Consider the following 20,699-nt stretch of genomic DNA (forward strand, 5'->3'; position numbering starts at 1 on the left):
GCCCGACGTGACTCAAAGGGTGCACCCGTATCCTTCCAATAGCCTCATATGAGAGCCAATTAACCGGAGCCTCAGATTCCTATCAAAGCCAGCGGATAAGGTTGCGGACATGACTCAGTCGCACCCTCGGATCAGCAAGGCTGTCATCCCCGCAGCAGGCCTGGGCACCCGGTTCCTGCCGGCCACCAAGGCCACTCCCAAGGAGATGCTGCCGGTCGTCGACAAGCCGGCGATCCAGTACGTGGTCGAAGAGGCCGTTTCCGCCGGCCTCGACGACGTCCTCATGATCACGGGACGCAACAAGCGCCCCCTGGAGGACCACTTCGACCGCAACTACGAGCTGGAATCCGCCCTGCAGAAGAAGGGCGACGCGAGCCGGCTCGCCAAGGTGCAGGAGTCCAGCGACCTCGCGACCATGCACTACGTCCGCCAGGGCGACCCCAAGGGCCTCGGTCACGCCGTCCTGTGCGCCGCCCCGCACGTGGGCCACGAGCCCTTCGCCGTCCTTCTCGGCGACGACCTGATCGACCCGCGCGACCCGCTGCTCCAGCGCATGGTCGAGGTCCAGGAGCAGCGCGGCGGCAGCGTCATCGCGCTCATGGAGGTCGCGCCCGAGCAGATCCACCTCTACGGCTGCGCGGCCGTCGACACCACCGAGGACAGCGACGTCGTCCAGGTCACCGGCCTGGTCGAGAAGCCCGACCCGGCGGACGCCCCCTCGAACTACGCGGTGATCGGCCGCTATGTCCTCGACCCGAACATCTTCGACATACTGCGCAAGACGGAGCCCGGCCGCGGCGGCGAGATCCAGCTCACCGACGCCCTCCAGCAGCTCGCCGAGGACGAAAAGCTCGGCGGCCCGGTGCACGGCGTCGTCTTCAAGGGCCGCCGCTATGACACCGGCGACCGCGGCGACTATCTGCGTGCCATTGTCAGACTCGCATGCGAACGTGAAGACCTGGGCCCGGACTTCCAGGCCTGGCTTCGCAGTTACGTAGCCGAGGAGATGTAGCAACGTTGAGCAGCGCCGCACCCCGCCCCACCGGCTCCGACCGCCTGTGGTCGGTGGACGAGCACCTGGAGGACATCCTCGAGACCGTCCGCCCCCTCGAACCCATCGAGCTGCAACTCCTCGACGCCCAGGGCTGCGTCCTGGTCGAGGACGTCACGGTGCCGGTGTCCCTGCCGCCGTTCGACAACAGCTCCATGGACGGGTACGCGGTGCGGGTCGCGGATGTCGCGGGCGCGAGCGAGGAGTACCCCGCCGTCCTCGATGTGGTCGGGGACGTCGCTGCGGGCCAGGCAGGGCTGCTCCACGTGGGCCCCGGCCAGGCCGCCCGGATCATGACCGGCGCCCCGCTGCCGCCCGGCGCCGAGACCGTCGTCCCGGTCGAGTGGACCGACGGCGGGCTCGGGGAGGGCCCGGTGACCGGAATGCGTGCCCGCGCCCTGGCCCCGGAGGGCGCGGAGGGGCACGTGCACGTGTACCGATCCGCCGAGGCACGCGCGCACGTGCGCGCAGCGGGCAGCGATGTGAAGGCCGGCGACCGCGCCCTGAAGGCGGGCACGATCCTCGGCCCGCCGCAGATCGGCCTGCTCGCCGCGATCGGACGCGGCACGGTACGCGTGCGCCCCCGTCCGCGCGTGGTCGTCATGTCCACCGGCAGTGAACTGGTCCAGCCCGACGAGGAGCTGGGCAGCGGCCAGATCTACGACTCCAACAGCTTCGCCCTCACCGCAGCCGCCCGCGACGCCGGCGCCATCGCCTACCGGGTGGGCGCCGTCGCCGACGACGCCGAGACCCTCCGCTCCACCATCGAGGACCAGCTCGTCCGCGCCGACCTCATGGTCACCACGGGCGGGGTGAGCGTGGGGGCGTACGACGTGGTCAAGGAGGCGCTGTCGTACGTCGGCGACGAGGACGAGGCCGGCAGCGGCATCGAGTTCCGCAAGCTGGCCATGCAGCCCGGCAAGCCCCAGGGCTTCGGCACCATCGGCCCCGACCACACCCCGCTGCTCGCGCTCCCGGGCAACCCCGTGTCGTCGTACGTCTCCTTCGAACTGTTCGTCCGCCCCGCGATCCGCACGCTCATGGGCCTCGACGACGTCCACCGCCCCCGGACGACCGCGACCCACACCGGGAACAAGGCGCTGACCTCGCCGAAGGGCCGTCGGCAGTTCCTGCGCGGGACGTACGCCGACGGATCGGTGACCCCCGTCGGCGGCGCCGGATCGCACCTGGTCGCGGCCCTCGCGCACGCGGACGTGCTGATCGTCGTCCCCGAGGACGTGGAGTCCGTGGAGCCCGGTACCGAGGTCGAGGTCGTCCTGCTCCGCTGAGTCCTCCTGGTTGGAGGTACCGTGTCGCGCACGACAGGCCCGCGCGCCGCACCGCGCCGGGCCCCCGACCGGGAGCGCCACACCGCATGACTGAGCCTTCCCGGGGGCACACCCCCGGACCCCCTGAGCAGGACCGACTGACCCACGTCGACGAGGCGGGCGCGGCCCGCATGGTCGACGTGTCCGGGAAGGACGTGACCGCCCGCACCGCCCGCGCCAGCGGCCGGGTCCTGGTCTCGCCCCGCGTGGTCGAACTCCTCCGCGGCGAAGGGGTCCCCAAGGGCGACGCCCTCGCCACCGCACGGATCGCGGGCATCATGGGTGCCAAACGCACCCCGGATCTGATCCCGCTCTGTCACCCGTTGTCGGTGTCCGGTGTGAAACTGGACCTGAGGGTCGCGGACGACGCCGTGGAGATCTGGGCCACGGTGAGGACGACGGACCGCACGGGCGTCGAGATGGAGGCGCTCACCGCGGTCTCCGTCGCCGCGCTCACCGTGATCGACATGGTCAAGGCGGTCGACAAGGGAGCGGTCATCACGGACGTACGGGTCGAGGAGAAGGCGGGCGGCAAGTCGGGCGACTGGAGTCGGGCATGACGTATCGCGCACTCGTGATCACCGCCTCCAACCGGGCCGCCTCCGGGGTCTACGAGGACAAGGGCGGCCCGCTGATCGCCGACGGCCTGAAGCGGTTCGGGTTCGTCGTCGACGGCCCGCAGGTGGTGCCCGACGGGGACCCGGTCGAAGCCGCCCTGCGCGCCGGAGCCGACGCCGGGTACGACCTGATCGTCACCACCGGCGGCACCGGCATCTCGCCCACCGACCGCACCCCCGAGGCGACCCGCGAGGTCATCGACCACGAGGTGCCCGGCATCCCGGAGGCGATCCGTGCGTACGGAAGGGACAAGGTCCCGACGGCTGCCCTCTCCCGCGGCCTGGCCGGAGTGGCGGGGCGCACGCTGATCATCAACCTGCCGGGCTCCTCAGGCGGGGTGAAGGACGGACTGGCCGTCCTGGAGCCCTTGTTGGCACACGCCGTCGACCAGATCCGCGGCGGCGACCATCCAAGACCCGAAGCCGGCCGTGGGGGTGCGAGCTGAACAGCCCATCCTGGCCTGCCGTACTGGCGGACGGCGATGTCGTCCTGAGGCCGATAAAGATGCGCGACCAGCGGGCCTGGCGCGAGGTCAACCGGCGCAACCGGGACTGGTTGCGGCCCTGGGAGGCGACCATTCCGCCGCCCACGCCCAGCGGACCGATCGCGCACCGGCCGACCTACCGGCAGATGGTCCGGCATCTGCGGGCCGAGGCGCACGCCGGACGGATGCTGCCGTTCGTCATCGAGTACCAGGGCCGGCTTGTCGGGCAATTGACGGTCGCCGGGATCACCTGGGGCTCGATGTGTTCGGGGCACATCGGCTACTGGGTGGACGAGTCGGTGGCCGGCCGCGGTGTCATGCCGACCTCCGTGGCGCTCGTGGTGGACCACTGTTTCCGTACCGTCGGACTGCACCGCATCGAGGTCTGCATTCGCCCCGAGAACGGGCCCAGCCGCCGGGTGGTGGAGAAACTCGGATTCCGCGAGGAGGGGCTGCGCCCGCGCTATCTCCACATCGACGGCGCCTGGCGCGACCACCTCGTCTTCGCGCTCACTGCGGAAGAGGTGCCGGACGGTTTGCTCAGGCGCTGGCAGCGGGCACGCTCCAGGAGCACACCGCACGACAATCCCGCGTAGCGCGTGCGGGTGACCGTGGCTTAGGAAATTGAATATGTGTTCGAAAATGATCGGTGGATGACCATCTCGGAGCGCTGAATTCACGCCCACAGTGGTCTGCTGATCGCATCGGTCGCAAAAAAAGCTCGAAATATCAGCCAGATCGTGCGACACACCGGCGTAATTGGCAGATGGCCTCACGCAAACCCCTCTACCGTGTGAGGCGTGAGCAGCAGCGGCCTCATCTACGCAGTCATTGTCGGGGCCTGGGCCGCCTACTTGGTGCCGATGTGGCTCCGTAGGCAGGACGAGCTGAACGAGGCCCGTCCGACGGAACGCTTCAGCACAGCCATCCGGTTGCTGTCCGGACGGGCGGGGATGGAGCGCCGATACGCCAAGGACCTGCGGGCGCGCTCCACCGAGGAGGGGGAGCCCGGCGCCGGTGACACGGACGCCGTCACCGACTCGGTGGACGTCCGCGCCTTCGCCATGCCTCCGATCCGTCCGCAGGCACGGGCGGCGGTCCAGGAGCAGAGCCCGGGGAGGGCGGAACCGCAGCGGGAACCGGCGCGCGAGCCTGTCCGCGAGGCGGCGCCGTCGCGTGAGGCGTCCCGTGATTCCGCACGGGACGCGGCCCGTGGGCCCGGGCGGGAAGACGCGGGCGGCTCGGCGCATGAATCCCGGGCCGGGGTGGCGGCGCAGCGGGCGCAGGCCGCCCGGCGCGCGGCCTCCTCGGAGGCGGCAGCGGCGCGCGCCCGGCGTATGAAGGTGCTCGCGCGCCGCCGGCGTACGACGGTCATGCTGTTCCTCGCCTTCACGCTGGGCGCGATCGTCGCGGCGGTCGGAGGGCTCGCGTTCCTGTGGGCGCCCGGCGTGCCCGCCATACTGCTCAGCGCGTACATCGCCCACCTGCGCTCCCAGGAGCGCCGGCGCTTCGCCTACCAGATGGACCGGCGCATGGCCGAGGCCGCCGCGCAGCGGCTGCGCGAGCGTGCCCGCGAGCCGCGCCGCCGAGCCTCCGTCGACGCGGGCGCCGACACCGATGAGCCGGAGGAAGGCCCCGAGCCGGCGACGGACCCCGGACTGTCGGCGCTCGCCGCGGACCGGCGCGCGCTCGTCGAGCAGACCGACCACGCCGAGTGGGTCGACCAGCAGCGGGAACGGCAGCAGCGCCCCGGGCACGGGGACAGCTGGGACCCGGTACCGGTGCCGCTGCCGACGTACGTGACCGCCCCGGTCGCCCCCCGGGCCACCTCCGATGTGGACCTGGGAGCGCCCGACGCGTGGAGTTCCGCGCGGTCCAGCGCCGTCACGCCCGAGCAGGAGGCGGAGCCCGTCGCACGGGACGCAGGACCTCAGGAGCAGCCCGCCGAGGCGGAGGACAGGTCGGCGGACGGCGGCCGCACCGACGCCCGCCGCGCCGCCTCCGCCCGCCGCGCCCGCGAACGAGGCCGCACCCCGCTCTTCGACCAGTACGAGGACGGCGACCGCCCCCGCGCCGCCAACGAGTGACCTACGGCAGCCTGACCAGCCCGGGAACGGATTTCCAAGCACCGGGACGGGGATGCTAGAGTTTCACTCGTTGCAAGGGCCTGTGGCGCAGTCCGGTAGCGCACCTCGTTCGCATCGAGGGGGCCAGGGGTTCGAATCCCCTCAGGTCCACGCACGACTGTTCTTGAGTCAGCTCGGGAGCGGTTGACGAGATCCCGCCGATCTTCATGATCGGTCGGGATCTTCGTCGTTTCCGAGACCTGTGCGGCGGGAGCGGCCGGGTCTCCGGTCGTAGAGGCTCATGCCCCCGCCGCCCGCGCGGCCCGTCGTCTGAGGGCCGAGGCGGTCGGGATGAGCGCCGAGGTCACCGCGAGGAGGGCACAGGTGACCGTTGCCATTCCCAGGGGGGTCCAGGGGAGTCGGAGCGGGATCCAGACGGACTGCAGGCCCAGTGCGGCCCACAGGCCGAGCAGGTTGAGGGCGGTCACGAGGAGGCCGAGGAGGGTGCCGACGGTCACGGTCGTCAGGGCCTCCGCGGTGACCAGGCGCAGGAGTTGTCCGTGCGTGGCTCCTGCCAGTCGGAGTGCGGCGAACTCCCGTATCCGGTCCGCGGTTGCCATGGCCAGGGTGTTCGCCAACGAGATGCCCGTGTAGAGGAGGGCCAGGCCGAGGACCAGGAGGAAGCCGAGCCGGGTTGTGCGGTCGGTGTGGGGTGACACGGTCCGGATCCATTCCTCGCGGGTGAGGACCCGGGCGCCCGTGGGTGACGCCGCTCGCCGCAGTTCCGCCTCCACCGGCCCCGCGTTCGCGTCCTTCGCCACGGTGATGTCCACCCGGTCCGCGGGGGCTGCGTTCGGTGCGTTCGCCGGAGTGACGTAGACGCCGTTGTCGCCGGTGCCGGTGGGCATGACCGCGGCGATGCGCAGGCACCTGCGGGTGCCGTCGCCGAGCCAGACCGGCACACGCTCGCCGACCGTGTGCCGGGCCCACTCCTCGTTCACGATGATCGAGTCGTCGTCGAGGGCGGTGATCCGGCCGGCGAGGAGGGGCAGTCGTACGGTCGCGGCGAGCGCCTCCGGGTCGACCGCGCGGGCCTGCGACCTGATCAGGGCCACGCCGTCCTCCAGGGTGTGGATCTCGCTCGCCGCGGTCACGGAGATATCGGCTCCGGGGACGGCTCGCAGACGTCGTACGGTCGCCGGGTCCACGCCGGTACCGGTGGTCGCCGGGGCCACGACGAAGTCCGCGATCGTGCGCTGCCGTATCTCCGCCGTCTTGGCCTCGCCGAGGGTCGCCGTGGCGCCGAGCAGGGAGCCGGTGAGGGCGATCGTGACCAGGACGGGGGCCGCCACGGCTGCGGTGCGGCGGACGTGGGCGGTGGCGTTCTCGCGGACCAGCATGGCGGCGGCGCCGGGCAGGCGGGTGGCCGGGAGGCGGGTCAGCAGTCGGGTCACAGGGCCCACCACGAGCGGGGAGAGCAGGGCAACCGCGGTGATCAGGAGCAGGGGACGGCTCACGTACGTCTTGCGGTGCAGGAGGTCGCCCGGGTCGGTCAGCAGGGCCAGAGCCAGGGTCGCGGCGGCGGTGAGGAGCAGGGCCGCACCGGTCAGCAGTCGGCCCCGGGGCATCGCCGCCGTGTCGACGGACGCCTCGCGCAGTGCCTGCGCGGGGGCGGTTCGGCCCGCCCGCCAGGACGCGGCGATCACGCCCGTGAGTGATACCGACAGGCCGGTCCAGAAGGCCAGATGGTACGGCCAGACATGGTCGCCGATGCTGAACCAGGACGGTGCCAGGCCGTCGGACACGATCCGTGCGGCCAGGTGCGGGGCCGCGTATCCGCCCAGCGCGCAGCCCACCGCCGACGCGAGCACGCCGACCGACAGGGCCTCCGCGACCACCGTCCGACGGATCTGGCCCGGCGTGGCGCCCGCCGCGCGCAGCAGGCCGAACTCCCGGCGCCGTTGGGCGACCGCGAAGGCGAACGTGGACGCCACGACGAACACCGACACGAACGCGGCGACCCCGCCGGCCGTGCCGAACAGGGCGTTCAGCGCGGTCAGCGCCTCACGGTCCCGGTCGGGACCGGGGTCGGCGAGCCGGCGTGCGTCGCCGGTGAGGACCGTCGGTCCTGGCTGCGTCGGCCGCTGTACGGCTGTGGCGTGCACCGCTCGTCGTACCGCCGACGCGTCCGCGTCCACGACCAGTTGGGTGCTCACCGGGGCGAGGCGGGCCGCGCGGGAGTCGGGGTAGAAGAGGGCGTTCTCGAAGGCGGGACCGCCGACCGTGCCGACCACGCGGACGGTACCCGTGTCGGTGTGCAGGCGTTTGCCCACGGCCGTCCACGCGCCGGTCGCCACGACCTCGTCGACGGCGCGCGGATCGCGTCCCGCGGTCAGGCGGTACGGGGCGAACGCGGCCGTCGACCAGGGGTGGCCGACCAGGGCGCCGGGTACCACGCCGGGCTCTCCGGAAGCGCTGGTGGCTCGTACGGCGAAGGTGCGGTCCTCGACGACCGGGCCGAGGGTGCGCAGGGCGGCGACGGTGCGGTGCGGTAGGGGGCGGGGGCGGGCAAGTGGCTTGACGCGGACGCCGGTCGGGGTGAGCACGCGCAGGGTGTCCTGGCCCTTCACCACGACCGGGGCCGCCGCGAACCGCTCCGGCTTGCGTTGCGGCGCGTCCAGCGAGGAGGCGAGGGCCAGGCCCATCACGGTGAGCAGCGCGACACCGAGGGACAGGGCCAGGAAGGTCCCGGCGAAGGTCAGCCGGCGGGTGCGCAGGGTGTGGAGGGCGAGGGTCAGCACGGGGCGGCCTCCCTGGATGCTCCGGACTTTCCGGCTTTTCCGGTCTTCTTGGCGTCCTTGGCCTCTCCGACCTCTCTGGCCTCTCTCGCTTCCCTGGCCTCCCTTGCCTCCAGCGTGGTCAGGTGCGTGGCGACCTCACCCACGGAGGGCTCCTTCAGCTCCCCGCTCACCCGGCCGTCCACGAGGAACACCACCCGGTCCGCGTACGAAGCGGCCACCGGATCGTGGGTCACCATCACCACCGTGCCGCCGCCGGTGTCGACGAGGTCCCGCAGCAGGGCCAGCACCTCGCGCCCGGTCCGGGAGTCCAGCGCCCCCGTCGGCTCGTCGGCGAACAGGACCTCGGGGCCGGTGATGAGCGCACGAGCCAGGGCGACACGCTGCTGCTGGCCGCCGGAGAGCTGCGAGGGGCGGTGACCGGCCCGGTCGCCCAGGCCGACCTGGTGCAGCACCTCGCGCACCCGGGACCGCGCCGGGCGGCGGCCCGCCAGGCGCAGGGGCAGGGCGACGTTCTGTGCGGCGGTCAGGGACGGCAGCAGGTTGAACGCCTGGAACACGAAGCCGATGCGCTCGCGGCGCAGCAGGGTCAGCCGGCGCTCGCCCAGCGCCGTCAGCTCCGTGTCGCCGAGCCGCACCGAGCCCGAGGTCGGCCGGTCCAGCCCCGCGGCGCACTGCAGCAACGTCGACTTGCCCGAGCCCGACGGCCCCATCACGGCGGTGAAGGTGCCGGCGGGGAAGGCGAGCGTGATGTCGTCGAGGGCGTTCACGGCGTTGCCGTCCGTGCCGTACCGCTTGCTCACGGACCGGAGTTGGATCGCGTCGGGTCTCATCTTCGGCTCTGCTCCCGCTGGTCGGTGTCGAAGGACCCAGACAACCGCGCGACCCGGGCCGGGGCAGTGCGGCAGGAACGAGACTTGGGGTAGGGCCAGGCATACCACCGACCCTCCGCCCCGGCCCATGGCCGCTCCGCCCGCTCGGCTTCTACGGTGATCTCCATGAGTCTCTGGCAGGCCCTCGGCGGCCGTGGGTACCTGGGATCGGCCTGGCCCTGGCGCGCGGTCGTCTATCTGGGCAGCGGTGCGCTGTTCGGCGTGGTCGTCCTCGTCGGGATCCTCGGCGGAGCGGTCGTCGGCAGTGCGCTGGCGGTCGTCCTCGTCGGGCTGCCGCTGCTCGTGCTGACCGCGTTGGCCGGGATTCCGGTGGCGGGGGTGGAGGGGTGGCGGCTGCGACTGGTCGGGGCGGGGCCGGCCGCCGGTGACGGCCACCGCGTGCCCCGACAGCCGGGACTGCGGAGTTGGCTTGCGACGCGGCTGCAGGAGGCCGCCACCTGGCGGGAGTTGGCGTACGCCCTCCTGCTCGCGTTCGTGTTGTGGCCGCTCGACGCGCTGGCCGTCGTCCTCGCGGCCGGGGTGCCGCTCGCCATGGTCGCCGTACCGGTGCTGGTCGCCGTCGACGGCGAGGCGAAGGTGGCCAAGCTGTGGACCGTCGACAGCTGGGCGGGAGCGGGCGCAACGGCCGCACTGGGGGTGCTCCTGCTGGGCATGGGCGCCTACGCGCTGGGAGTTGTGGCCGCGGGGCGGGCCGCGCTGACGCGGGCATTGCTGACCTCGAAGGACGGCGAACGGGTCACCGAACTCGTACGCTCCCGGGTGCGGTTGGTGGACGCCTTCGAGGCGGAGCGGCGGCGCATCGAGCGGGACCTGCACGACGGGGCCCAACAGCGGCTCGTCGCCCTCACCATGACCCTCGGCCTGGCTCGCCTGGACGCACCGCCGGGGCCCCTCGCCGACCAGCTCGCCAAGGCCCACGAGGAGGCCGGGCAGGCCCTCGCGGAACTGCGTGAGCTGGTCCACGGCATCCACCCGAAGGTCCTCGCCGACTACGGCCTCGAAGCCGCCGTAGCCGACGCGGCCGACCGCAGTCCGGTCCCGGTCGACGTGGACCTGGAACTGCCGGACCGCCTGCCCCAACCCGTCGAATCGGCCGCCTACTTCGTCGTCTGCGAGGCTCTCGCGAACGTCGCCAGGCACAGCGGGGCGGACCGTGTCCACATCAGCGGGGGCCACGACGACGGACGGCTCGTCCTGTGTGTCCGCGACGACGGACACGGAGGGGCGGACGAGGCCGCCGGTACCGGGCTGACCGGGCTCGCCGACCGGGTGTCGGTGCTCGATGGCAGACTCTCCCTGTCCAGCCCGCCGGGCGGACCGACCGTGCTGCGTGTGGAGCTTCCCTGCCGGCCGGGACGACGGACGGACCACTGACCACTGAACGTCCCCTGACCTCTGACCTCTGACCTCTGACCTTTGGCCTCTGGCCCCTGACCTCCCGTTGACCTCTGACCGACCCTGACGACGGACGGACCTTTGTCGACTGACCACCCCCTGCGCATCGTCCTCGCCGAGGACAGTGTGCTGCTGCGCGAGGGCCTCATCGGCCTGCTCACCCGTTTCGGTCACGAGGTCACGGCTGCCGTCGGTGACGCGGACGCCCTCCTCGCCGCTGCCGCCGAGCACGAACCCGACGTCGTCGTCACGGATGTCCGCATGCCGCCCGGCTTCCAGGACGAGGGGCTGCACGCGGCCGTGCGGCTGCGCGAGGAGCGGCCCGGGCTGCCGGTGCTGGTGCTCAGTCAGTACGTGCAACGGGCGTACGCCGCAGAGCTCCTCGACTCCGGGGACGGCAGCGGCGTCGGCTATCTGCTCAAGGACCGGGTCGGTCAGGTGGAGCAGTTCGTGGCGGCGCTCGGGGATGTGGCCGCCGGCGGCACAGTGGTCGACCCGGAAGTCGTACGGCAGTTGCTGCGCAGACGCCGGGATCCGCTCGCCCGGCTCACCCCGCGCGAGCGGGAGGTGCTGGCGCTGATCGCGGAAGGGAAGTCGAACAGCGCGATCGCGCGGGCGCTGGTGGTGTCGGAGGCGGCTGTCGGCAAGCACATCGGCAACATCCTCACCAAGCTGGACCTGCCGCCGGCGGACGACACCCACCGGCGGGTGCTGGCGGTCCTGGCCTACCTCAGGAGCTGAACTTCCTCCTCAGGAACTGAGCTTCTTCGCGAAGCACCGGCTCGACTCGTGGTGCCGGTAGTAGCCGAACTTCGCGCACGGCTCGTAACCGCTGGAGGTGTACAGGGCGATGGCCTCCGGCTGTTCGGTGCCGGTTTCCAGGACCATGCGGATCCGGCCGGCCTCGCGGGCGTCCTCCTCCAGCGCGGCCAGCATGCGTCGCGCGATGCCCCGGCCGCGCAACCGGGCATTGACGTACATCCGCTTGAGCTCGGCGTCGCCGTCCAGGTTGCCCTCGTCATTGGCGTCCTGCGCCCGCCATCCGCCGCTGGCCACGGGGGCGCCCGTCTCGTCGTACGCGATCAGGTACACGCCGTTCGGGGGCTTGAAGTCCTCCGGCGCCAGTTCGGTGGCGTCACCGCCGTCGCCGTAGCGGACGTGGTACTCCGCCTGGACCTCGTCGTTGAGCTTGACGGCGTCGGGGTGGTCGAAGGGGACGTGACGAATATCCATGCTTCCTGCCAAATAGTGACCAACCCGCCTCTCATTCCAAGGCGGGAACCGGTCCAGTGTGCCGGTATCGTGCCCGGGTGCTGACTGTGACCTCTGTGAATGTAAACGGGCTGCGTGCCGCCGCGAAAAAGGGTTTCGTGGAGTGGCTCGCCGGGACCGCGGCCGACGTCCTCTGTCTCCAGGAGGTGCGCGCCGAGCCGCAGCAGCTGCCCGAGCACGTCCGCACCCCCGACGGCTGGCATGTCGTGCACGCGCCCGCCGCCGCCAAGGGCCGCGCCGGCGTCTCCCTCTACACCCGCCGCGAGCCCGACCGGGTCCGGATCGGCTTCGGGTCGGCGGAGTTCGACATCAGCGGCCGTTACGTCGAGGTCGACCTGCCGGGTGTCACGGTCGCCTCCCTCTACCTCCCCTCCGGTGAGGTCGGCACCGCGCGCCAGGACGAGAAGGTGCGCTTCATGGGCGAGTTCCTGGCCTACCTGAAAGCCCTGCGCGAGCGCGCCGCCGCCGATGGGCGCGAGGTCGTCGTCTGCGGCGACTGGAACATCGCCCACCGGCAGGCCGACCTGAAGAACTGGCGCGGCAACCAGAAGAACTCCGGGTTCCTGCCGGAGGAGCGGGAGTGGCTGAGCCGGGTCCTCGAACCGGCGGATGGCGGTTACGTCGACGTCGTGCGTTCGCTGCATCCCGGGGTGGAGGGGCCGTACACCTGGTGGTCGTACCGTGGGCGGGCCTTCGACAACGATTCCGGGTGGAGGATCGACTACCACCTCACGACACCCGGCCTCGCGGCCAAGGCGGTCAAGGCCTTCGTGGAGCGGGCGGCCACGCATGACGAGCGCTGGTCCGACCACGCTCCGGTGACGGTGGTCTACGACCTCTGATCGCGCCGCAACCGCCGGTCCAACGCCAAGGACATTTCCGCCTCCACCACACTCCGCGCCAGCGGCCGCAGACGCCGGAGGTTCTCCTCGGGGCCGTGGCGGAGGATGAGGTCGGTGAAGAGCGCGGCGAGGGCGTCGGCGTGTTCGCGGACGCGGGCTCCCGCGGTGAGGACCTCGGCGAGCGGGATGCCCTCGCGGACCAGGGTGGCGGAGACGTCCAGCAGGCGGCGGCTGATGTGGACGATCTCGTCGCCGTCGGTGCCGAGGTAGCCGAGGTCCAGGGCGGCCGCGAGGTTCTCGGGGGTCACCTGGCCCTCGAAGCGGGCGGCGAGTTCCTCGGGGGTGAGGCGGACCGGTTCCTCCTCGGTGGGGGTGTCGACGCCGAGGAGGTCGGCGACGTCGCGGCCGTGGTCGAGGGCCTCGGCCAGTTCGGCGATGCCGCTGAGGGTGTGGCCGCGTTCCAGCAGCGCGGAGATGGTGCGCAGGCGGGCCAGGTGACTGTCGTCGTACCAGGCGATACGGCCCTCGCGGCGCGGTGGGTGGATCAGCTTGCGCTCGCGGTAGAAGCGCAGGGTGCGCACCGTGATCCCGGCCTGCCTGGCCAGCTCCTCCATGCGGTATTCACGCGTGTCTGCCACGCCCGCACCCTATGTCGTACTCCCGGTAACTTTCGTGGTCGCGCCCCCTACCCCTCAGTACGGAGCTGCTCTACTCTCCCCATTGCGCCAGTGTTCACTGGCATGGTTCAGCGCGACGCGTGGAGGCTTCGGGATGGCCGAGCACGAACACGGACACGGGAACGAACACGAGAACGAACGCGAGCATGTGCGGGTCGCGGTGATCGGGGCCGGGTTCGGCGGGCTGGGAGCCGCCGTACGGCTGCGACGCGAGGGTGTCACCGACTTCGTCGTGCTGGAGCGGGCCGGCAGTGTCGGCGGCGCCTGGCGGGACAACACCTATCCGGGGTGCGCCTGCGACGTACCGTCCCATCTGTACTCGTTCTCGTTCGCGCCCCACCCCGACTGGCCGCGCACCTTCTCCGGGCAGGAGGACATCCGCGCCTACCTGGAGCACGTGGCGGACGTCTTCCGGCTCCGGCCGCACATCCGCTTCGGCTCCGAGGTGCGGCGGATGACGTGGGACGGCGAGAAGCTCCGCTGGGACATCGAGACCGGCGGCGGCACCCTGTCCGCCGACGTCGTCGTCTCCGCCACCGGGCCGCTGTCCGACCCGAGGATCCCCGACATCCCCGGGCTGGAGTCGTTCCCCGGCAGGGTCTTCCACTCCGCCCGCTGGGACCACGACCAAGACCTGCGCGGCAAGCGGGTCGCCGTGGTCGGGACGGGCGCCTCCGCGATCCAGATCGTGCCGGCCGTCCAGCCCCTCGCCGGGCGGCTCACCCTCTTCCAACGCACCCCGCCGTGGGTGCTGCCCCGCGTGGACCGGGCGATCAGCGGCGCCGAACGCGCGCTGCACCGGGCGCTGCCCTTCACCACGCAGGCCCGGCGCGGACTGCTGTGGGGAATCCGGGAGCTGCAGGTCCAGGCGTTCACCAAGCACCCCGACGAACTCGGCCTGGTCGAGCGGGTGGCCAGGCTCAACATGGCCCGCCACATCAAGGACCCGGCCCTGCGCGCCAAGCTCACCCCCGACTACCGCATCGGCTGCAAGCGGATCCTGCTGTCGAGCGAGTACTACCCGGCGCTCGCCCGGCCGAACGTGGACGTCGTCGCGAGCGGGCTGAGCGAGATCCGCGGATCCACGCTCGTCGCCGCCGACGGCACCGAGACCGAGGCCGACGTGATCGTCTTCGGGACGGGGTTCCATGTGACGGACATGCCGATCGCCGACCGGGTCGTGGGCGCGGAAGGGCGGACGCTCGCCGAGTCCTGGAAGGGCGGCATGGAGGCCCTGCGCGGCACCTCGGCGGCCGGGTTCCCCAACTGGCTGACCGTGATCGGGCCCAACTCCGGCCTCGCGAACTCCTCCATGATCCTCATCATCGAGTCCCAGCTGAACTACCTGGCCGACTTCCTGCGGCAGTTGAACGTCCTCGGCGGCCGGGTAGCCCTCGACGCCCGCCCCGGCGCCGTACGCGCCTGGAACCACCGGGTGCAGGAACGGATGAGGCGCACGGTGTGGGCCACGGGCGGCTGCACCAGCTGGTACCTGGACGCGAACGGCCGCAACACCACCATCTGGCCGGGAACGACGACCGAGTTCCGGCGGGCGACCCGGCGGGTGGACCTGGGTGAGTACGACGTCCTGCGGGTGCCCGCGGCGCAGCGCGCGGAGGCCGTCGCGTGAGCCGCCCGACGCACGTCTGTTCCGGTACCTACGCCCCGCCCGTCCCGTCGCGCGTCCTCACCGCCGCCTCCGCCGACGGCTCCCGTCTGCACGTCGAGGTGCACGGACCCGAACAGGCGCCCGCCGTGGTCCTCGCGCACGGCTGGACCTGCTCGACCGCCTTCTGGGCGGCGCAGATCCGGGACCTGTCCGTCGACCACCGGGTCATCGCCTACGACCAGCGCGGCCACGGCCGCAGCCCCGCGAGCCCCGCCTGCACCACGGACGGGCTCGCCGACGACCTCGAAGCCGTACTGCGGGCCACCCTCGCGCCCGGCGAGAAGGCGGTGATCGCCGGTCACTCGATGGGCGGGATGACGGTCATGGCCGCCGCCGCCAGGCCCGGGTTCCGTGAGCACACCGCGGCCGTCCTGCTGTGCGGCACGGCCTCGTCGCGGCTGGTCGCCGAGTCGCTGGTGATACCGATCCGGGCGGGCCGGCCGCGGACCTGGCTGACCAGGCGGCTGCTCGGCTCCCGCGCCCCGCTCGGACCGGTCACGCCACTGGCCCGGCGGATCCTCAAGTACGGGACGATGGGCCCCGGTTCGGCCCCCGACATGGTCGAGGCGTGCGCCCGTGTCGTGCACGCCTGCCCGCGCACGGTGCGCCACGCCTGGTCGCACGTCCTCGGCCTGCTCGATCTCGACCACGGCGTACGGGAGTTGAGCGCGCCGACGGAGGTCGTCGTGGGCTCGGCCGACCGGCTCACGCCGCCGGTGCAGGCCCGCGCGCTGGTCGCCGCGCTGCCGAACTGCGTGGGCCTGACCGAACTGTCCGGGGTCGGCCATATGACACCGGTCGAGGCACCGGAGCTGGTCACCGGGAAGATCCGGACACTCGTCACGACCTACGCGCAGATCAAGGAGGGCGCATGACCAGGGTGAGCCTTGAGGGACAGGTCGCCGTCGTCACCGGAGCGGCGCGCGGCGTGGGGGAGTTGCTGGCCCGCAAGCTGTCCGCGCGCGGGGCGACGGTGGCGCTGGTCGGACTGGAGCCGGACGCGCTCAAGCAGGTCGCCGCGCGGCTGCACGGCGACAGCGGCCACTGGTACGCCGACGTCACCGACCACGAGGCGATGACCCGGGTCGCCCGGGAGGTCGAGGAACGGTTCGGGAAGGTCGACATCGTGGTCGCCAACGCGGGGGTCGCCACCGGCGGTCCCTTCGTCGACTCCGATCCCGTGGCCTGGCGGCGGGTGATCGAGGTCAACCTGATCGGGTCCGCGGTGACCGCCCGGGCCTTCCTGCCGCCGCTGTTGGAGAGCCGGGGCTATCTGCTCCAGATCGCCTCCCTCGCCGCGATCACCCCGGCGCCGATGATGACGGCGTACTGCGCGTCCAAGTCGGGCGTGGAGGCGTACGCGCACAGCCTGCGGGCCGAGGTCGGTCACCAGGGCGTGCGGGTCGGGGTCGGGTACCTGTCGTGGACCGACACGGACATGGTGCGCGGGGCCGACCAGGACGCCGTGATGCGGGAGTTGCGGCAGCGGCTGCCCTGGCCGTCCAACAAGACCTACCCCCTGGGACCGGCGGTGGACCGGCTGGTGGCCGGCATCGAGCGGCGGTCGAGCCACGTCTACGGCCAGTGGTGGCTGCGCGGGACGCAGGGCGTACGGGGATACCTACCCGGGATCATCGGGACCGTCGGGCCGCGGGAGATGCGGCGGTTCGGGTCCCGGCTCGAGGGCATCCGCTCCGGGCTCGTCGGCGCAGGTGGGGCGGCCGACGAGGAGGCTCGCGCTACGCACCGTGGTTGATCGACATGCGCACCGTGACGGCCCGTGTGAATCTGGTCGAGGCCCCACCCGAGGGCCCAACCCCCCACTCATTACGGGAGTGAACCCACATGGGTATGAAGGACCAGTTCCAGGACAAGTCGGAGCAGTGGCAGGAGCAGGCCAAGCAGAAGGCCCAGCAGGCCCGCGAGAAGGTTCAGCAGCGCGGCCAGCAGGGTCAGCCCAAGGGCCGGCCGGGCGAGCGGACGCGTGACGACCGCATGCGTGACGACCGTATGCGTGACGAGGAGAACGAGCGCATGCGCCGCGAGCGCGAGGAGCAGGACCGCCTCGACCCGGACTACGAAGTCTGACGTCGCGGTCGGCTTCGGTCTGTGAGCGCGGGGTGCCCTTCGACGGGAGGGCGCCCCGCGTTTTTGTGCCCCAGTCCCTGTCAACGGCGCGGCGGCAGCTTCGGCCGCGATCTGTCCGGTACGTGCCGGTAATCCGGAGGCGTCGCCGCCGGGTTGGTCTCCAGGAGGTCCAACGCCAGGTGCACCGCGTCGGCCAACTGGGCGTGTCTGCCCTCCGCCCAGTCCAGGGGGGTACGGAGGATCTCCAGGTCGGGGCTGACGCCGTGGTTCTCCACGGACCAGCCGTACGCGTCGAACCAGGCCGCGTTCATCGGCACCGTGATCACCGTGCCGTCGCCCAGTTGGTGACGGCCGGTCATGCCGACGACTCCGCCCCACGTGCGCTGACCGACCACCGGCCCCAGCCTCAGGAGTTTGAAGGCGGCCGTGATCATGTCGCCGTCGGAGGAGGTCGCCTCGTCGGCGAGGGCGACGACCGGGCCGCGCGGGGCGGTGGAGGCGTACGACACCGGCTGGGCGCCCCTCGTCAGGTCCCAGCCGAGGATCGTGCGGGTCAGTTTCTCCACGACCAGTTCGCTGATGTGGCCGCCCGCGTTGCCGCGTACGTCGACGATCAGGGCGGGCCGGGACACCTCCATGCGCAGGTCCCGGTTGAACTGGGCCCAGCCCGAGCCGCCCATGTCGGGGATGTGCAGATAGCCGCAGCGGCCGCCGCTCAACTCCCGTACGACAGCCCGGCGTTTGGTCACCCAGTCCTGGTAGCGAAGGGGGCGCTCGTCGATCAGCGGCACCACGGCCACCCGCCTCGGCGGCCCCTCGCCCTCGGCCGGCGCGAACGTCAGCTCCACCGTCGTGCCGCCCGCTCCCGCCAGCAACGGGTAGGGGCCCGCGACCGGGTCGACCGGGCGGCCGTCGACGTGGGTCAGGAGCGCCCCCTCCCGGATGCCCGTGCCGGCCAGCGGTGACCGGGCCTTGGAGTCGGAGGAGTCGCCGGGCAGGATCCGCCGGACCACCCAACCACCGTCCCGGCGGGCGAAGTTGGCGCCGAGCAGGCCCTGCCGGCGCTGGTAGTGCGGCGGGCCCTCGCTGCGGCGGGCGGCGGAGACGTAGGCGTGGGAGGTGCCCAGCTCGCCCAGCACCTCGCGCAGCAGGTCCGCGAACTCGTCGGGGGACGCGACCCGTTCGACCAGCGGGCGGTACTGGGCGAGCACCGCGTCCCAGTCGATGCCGCACATCCCGGGTTCCCAGAAGTACGCCCGGATGAGCCGGCCCGCCTCCTCGTACGACTGGCGCCACTCGGCGGCCGGGTCGACCTCGTGCAGGATGCGGCGGGCGTCGATCCAGACCGTCGTGTCACTGTCGCCGGGTTCGTTGGACGGGACGGCGCGCAGGTCGCCCTCGTCGACGACCACCAGCCGGGTGCCGTCGCCGCTGACCGCGAACCAGTCCAGGTGCTCGACCAGTTCGGACTTCTTCGCCTTGCTGATGGTGAAGTGCTCCAGCGTCGGACGGCCGCTGGTGTCGTCCGGGTTCGCGAACGTCTCGCCCAGCGCGCCCGAGATCGGCCAGCGCAGCCAGACCAGTCCGCCGCCGGTGACGGGGTACAGCGCCGAGTACTTGGAGGCGGTCACCGGGAAGGGCGTCACCCGGCTCTCCAAGCCCTCGACCTCGACGGTCACCGTGCCGTCGGCGCCCTCGTCCTCCTCCGCGGCGTCCAGGCCCCCGGCGGCCGGCCGGCCCTCCGGGTTCAGGGCGAAGGGGGAGGGCGTGGCCGAGGAGAGAGGGACCAGGTAGGGGCGGCAGCCGAGCGGGAAGGACAGGTCCCCGGTGTGGACGTCGTACACCGGGTCGAAGCCCCGCCAGGACAGGAAGGCGAGGTAGCGGCCGTCCCTGGTGAAGACCGGGTTCTCGTCCTCGAAGCGGCCGCCCGTGACGTCGACGATCAGCGGGCCGCCCGGTGCGGTGCCGGCGATGCGGGCCATCTTGATCTGGCGGAGGGTGCGGCCGACACCTGGGTGCGACCAGGTCAGCCAGGCCCCGTCCGGGGAGAAGGCGAGGTCGCGCACGGGGCCGTTGACCGAGCGGACGATCTCGACGGTCTCGCCGACGCCGTCCTCGGTACCCGTGCCGTCGGACACCGTGAGGAGCAGCAGCCGTCCGTCGTGGGAGGCGATCGCCAGCCGTTCGCCCCGCGGGTCCGAGACCATTTCGAGCACGCGGCCCAGCCCTCCCGCCGCCGGCCGGCGCGGTGCCCGGTCCCCGGTCGCCCTCGGCAGGTACGCGATCTCGATCGCGTCCTCGCCCTCCGCGTCCGTCACGTACGCCACCTGGCCGCCCGAGCCGAGCATCTCCGGGAGCCGGACCCGTACGCCCGGCGTGTCCGTGAGGGTGCGGGCGGGGCCGTCGCGGTGGGTGAGCCAGTACAGGCTGCCGCGGACGACGACAGCGCTCGCGCGTCCCGTCTCGTCCACCGAGATGCCGTCCACGTGGTGGGCCGCGGGCACCTGGTACGTACGACGTCCCGCGCGCGGCCCGCTCAGCCGGACGTCGAGCCGGCGCGGCACCGAGTCCGCGGCGAGGTCGTCGACGATCCACAGGTCACCCGCGCACTGGTACACCACCCGCGTGCCGTCGCTCGCCGCGTGCCGGGCGTAGAAGGCGTCGTGGTCGGTGTGCCGGCGCAGGTCGGAGCCGTCGTGGGCGCAGGAGTAGAGGTTGCCGACGCCCTCGTGGTCGGAGAGGAAGGCGATCCGGCCGCCGACGAACAGAGGGGAGTGCAGGTGGCCGTTCAGGTCGGCGAGGATCCGTTCGCCGTGCAGCCACAGGCGGCCCATGGCTCCGCCCCGGTAACGCTTCCAGGCGGCGGGCTCGTGCGGAGGGGTGCCGGTGAGCAGGAGCGTTCTGCGTTCTCCGTGGAGGTCGGCGGCCTGGATGTCGGAGACCGGGCCCCAGGGCAGTTTGCGGCCGGGGTCGCCGTCGGGGTGGACCTTGTACGCCCAGGTGAAGTACGAGAAGGGCTCACCGTGCGAGGCGACCGCGAGGATCTCCCCGCAGGGGGTCCAGCCGCAGACCCGGGTGTCCGGCGAACCCCAGTGGGTCAGCTGCCGGCCCGGTCCGCCCTCGGCCGGGACCAGGTGGATCTCTGGGACCGAGGTGCGCCAGCTCGTGTACGCGATCCGGCTCCCGTCGGGCGAGAAGCGGGGGTGGCCCGCTTTGGTGCGGTCGACGGTGAGCCGCCAGGCGCGGCCCGGGCCGTCGAGGGGGGCCAGCCAGAGGTCGTCCTCGGCGACGAAGCACAGCAGGTCGCCGCTCAGATGCGGAAGGCGCAAATAGCTCACCTTCCCATGCTTTTCCTGGGAATGGACCGGGGCAACTTATGAAAAGTCGGGCACGGTTTCACGCCAGGTGTCGACCGAGGTGACGCTCGACACGAACGAAACAGTTTCGTTTCGCTTGGTGGATGCGCTACATTCGTCACGTACGAAACCGTGTCGTTCGGAGCCGGGGAAGGTGAGAGT

At 72.1% G+C, this 20,699-nt stretch carries 18 protein-coding genes and 1 tRNA gene; 14 read left to right on the forward strand and 5 right to left on the reverse strand.

Going from position 1 to position 20,699, the window contains the following annotated elements:
- Window positions 1-109: 109 nt before the first annotated feature.
- The 7 genes from galU to ACIBK3_RS36025 all read left to right on the forward strand — a co-directional run bounded on the left by galU (window position 110) and on the right by ACIBK3_RS36025 (window position 5,718).
- Window positions 110-1,012: a UTP--glucose-1-phosphate uridylyltransferase GalU gene (gene galU / locus ACIBK3_RS35995; RefSeq protein ID WP_399371877.1), complete on the forward strand. Its 903-nt coding sequence runs from the start codon at window positions 110-112 to the stop codon at window positions 1,010-1,012.
- 5 nt (window positions 1,013-1,017) lie between these two features.
- Complete coding sequence (gene glp, locus ACIBK3_RS36000; protein WP_399371878.1) at window positions 1,018-2,340, forward strand: gephyrin-like molybdotransferase Glp; 1,323 nt, start codon at window positions 1,018-1,020, stop codon at window positions 2,338-2,340.
- Between the two features lie 86 nt (window positions 2,341-2,426).
- Window positions 2,427-2,939: a cyclic pyranopterin monophosphate synthase MoaC gene (gene moaC / locus ACIBK3_RS36005; protein ID WP_399371879.1), complete on the forward strand. Its 513-nt coding sequence runs from the start codon at window positions 2,427-2,429 to the stop codon at window positions 2,937-2,939.
- Window positions 2,936-3,442 carry a molybdenum cofactor biosynthesis protein B gene (locus tag ACIBK3_RS36010; RefSeq protein ID WP_399371880.1) on the forward strand — a complete coding sequence of 169 codons (507 nt, stop codon included), beginning with the start codon at window positions 2,936-2,938 and terminating at the stop codon, window positions 3,440-3,442. Before moaC ends, ACIBK3_RS36010 begins: the two co-directional genes overlap by 4 nt.
- The gene (locus ACIBK3_RS36015; RefSeq protein ID WP_399372022.1) at window positions 3,439-4,077 is read left to right on the forward strand and encodes a GNAT family N-acetyltransferase; all 639 of its coding nucleotides are present in this window, start codon (window positions 3,439-3,441) and stop codon (window positions 4,075-4,077) included. The genes ACIBK3_RS36010 and ACIBK3_RS36015 overlap by 4 nt, the downstream gene beginning before the upstream one ends.
- A gap of 204 nt (window positions 4,078-4,281) precedes the next feature.
- The gene (gene glpR / locus ACIBK3_RS36020; protein ID WP_399371881.1) at window positions 4,282-5,568 is read left to right on the forward strand and encodes a gephyrin-like molybdotransferase receptor GlpR; all 1,287 of its coding nucleotides are present in this window, start codon (window positions 4,282-4,284) and stop codon (window positions 5,566-5,568) included.
- A 76-nt stretch (window positions 5,569-5,644) separates the two neighbouring features.
- A tRNA-Ala gene (locus ACIBK3_RS36025) sits at window positions 5,645-5,718 on the forward strand.
- Window positions 5,719-5,846: 128 nt separating this feature from the next.
- On the opposite strand, the gene ACIBK3_RS36030 is transcribed toward ACIBK3_RS36025, so the two are convergent.
- Together ACIBK3_RS36030 and ACIBK3_RS36035 are read right to left on the reverse strand one after the other, a co-directional pair.
- The gene (locus ACIBK3_RS36030) at window positions 5,847-8,348 is read right to left on the reverse strand and encodes an ABC transporter permease (RefSeq protein ID WP_399371883.1); all 2,502 of its coding nucleotides are present in this window, start codon (window positions 8,346-8,348) and stop codon (window positions 5,847-5,849) included.
- Window positions 8,342-9,178, reverse strand: coding sequence for an ABC transporter ATP-binding protein (locus tag ACIBK3_RS36035; protein ID WP_399371886.1), 837 nt, complete (start codon window positions 9,176-9,178; stop codon window positions 8,342-8,344). Before ACIBK3_RS36035 ends, ACIBK3_RS36030 begins: the two co-directional genes overlap by 7 nt.
- Window positions 9,179-9,343: 165 nt before the next feature.
- On the opposite strand from ACIBK3_RS36035, the gene ACIBK3_RS36040 reads away from it, so the two are divergent.
- Window positions 9,344-10,612, forward strand: a complete 1,269-nt coding sequence (locus ACIBK3_RS36040) for a sensor histidine kinase (RefSeq protein WP_399371887.1) — start codon at window positions 9,344-9,346, stop codon at window positions 10,610-10,612.
- A gap of 102 nt (window positions 10,613-10,714) precedes the next feature.
- Complete coding sequence (locus tag ACIBK3_RS36045; RefSeq protein WP_399371888.1) at window positions 10,715-11,374, forward strand: response regulator; 660 nt, start codon at window positions 10,715-10,717, stop codon at window positions 11,372-11,374.
- A gap of 9 nt (window positions 11,375-11,383) precedes the next feature.
- Here ACIBK3_RS36045 and ACIBK3_RS36050 read toward each other — a convergent pair whose 3' ends face one another.
- Complete coding sequence (locus ACIBK3_RS36050) at window positions 11,384-11,866, reverse strand: GNAT family N-acetyltransferase (RefSeq protein WP_399371890.1); 483 nt, start codon at window positions 11,864-11,866, stop codon at window positions 11,384-11,386.
- Window positions 11,867-11,943: 77 nt separating this feature from the next.
- Between ACIBK3_RS36050 and ACIBK3_RS36055 the strand changes: the two genes are divergently transcribed.
- Window positions 11,944-12,747: an exodeoxyribonuclease III gene (locus ACIBK3_RS36055; protein ID WP_399371891.1), complete on the forward strand. Its 804-nt coding sequence runs from the start codon at window positions 11,944-11,946 to the stop codon at window positions 12,745-12,747.
- Here ACIBK3_RS36055 and ACIBK3_RS36060 read toward each other — a convergent pair.
- Window positions 12,735-13,385, reverse strand: a complete 651-nt coding sequence (locus tag ACIBK3_RS36060) for a MerR family transcriptional regulator (RefSeq protein ID WP_399371892.1) — start codon at window positions 13,383-13,385, stop codon at window positions 12,735-12,737. The two genes, ACIBK3_RS36055 and ACIBK3_RS36060, sit on opposite strands and share 13 nt — an antisense overlap.
- A gap of 133 nt (window positions 13,386-13,518) precedes the next feature.
- On the opposite strand from ACIBK3_RS36060, the gene ACIBK3_RS36065 reads away from it, so the two are divergent.
- From ACIBK3_RS36065 to ACIBK3_RS36080, 4 genes are all read left to right on the forward strand, one after another.
- Window positions 13,519-15,054, forward strand: coding sequence for a flavin-containing monooxygenase (locus ACIBK3_RS36065; RefSeq protein ID WP_399371893.1), 1,536 nt, complete (start codon window positions 13,519-13,521; stop codon window positions 15,052-15,054).
- Complete coding sequence (locus ACIBK3_RS36070) at window positions 15,051-15,968, forward strand: alpha/beta fold hydrolase (protein WP_399371895.1); 918 nt, start codon at window positions 15,051-15,053, stop codon at window positions 15,966-15,968. The genes ACIBK3_RS36065 and ACIBK3_RS36070 overlap by 4 nt, the downstream gene beginning before the upstream one ends.
- Window positions 15,965-16,849, forward strand: coding sequence for an SDR family oxidoreductase (locus tag ACIBK3_RS36075; protein ID WP_399371897.1), 885 nt, complete (start codon window positions 15,965-15,967; stop codon window positions 16,847-16,849). Before ACIBK3_RS36070 ends, ACIBK3_RS36075 begins: the two co-directional genes overlap by 4 nt.
- 89 nt (window positions 16,850-16,938) lie before the next feature.
- Window positions 16,939-17,181 carry a hypothetical protein gene (locus ACIBK3_RS36080; RefSeq protein WP_399371899.1) on the forward strand — a complete coding sequence of 81 codons (243 nt, stop codon included), beginning with the start codon at window positions 16,939-16,941 and terminating at the stop codon, window positions 17,179-17,181.
- Window positions 17,182-17,261: 80 nt separating this feature from the next.
- On the opposite strand, the gene ACIBK3_RS36085 is transcribed toward ACIBK3_RS36080, so the two are convergent.
- The gene (locus ACIBK3_RS36085; RefSeq protein WP_399371900.1) at window positions 17,262-20,519 is read right to left on the reverse strand and encodes a S41 family peptidase; all 3,258 of its coding nucleotides are present in this window, start codon (window positions 20,517-20,519) and stop codon (window positions 17,262-17,264) included.
- Between the last annotated feature and the right edge of the window lie 180 nt (window positions 20,520-20,699).

The organism is Streptomyces sp. NPDC050287, from assembly GCF_044459385.1.
Classification (GTDB): Bacteria; Actinomycetota; Actinomycetes; order Streptomycetales; family Streptomycetaceae; genus Streptomyces.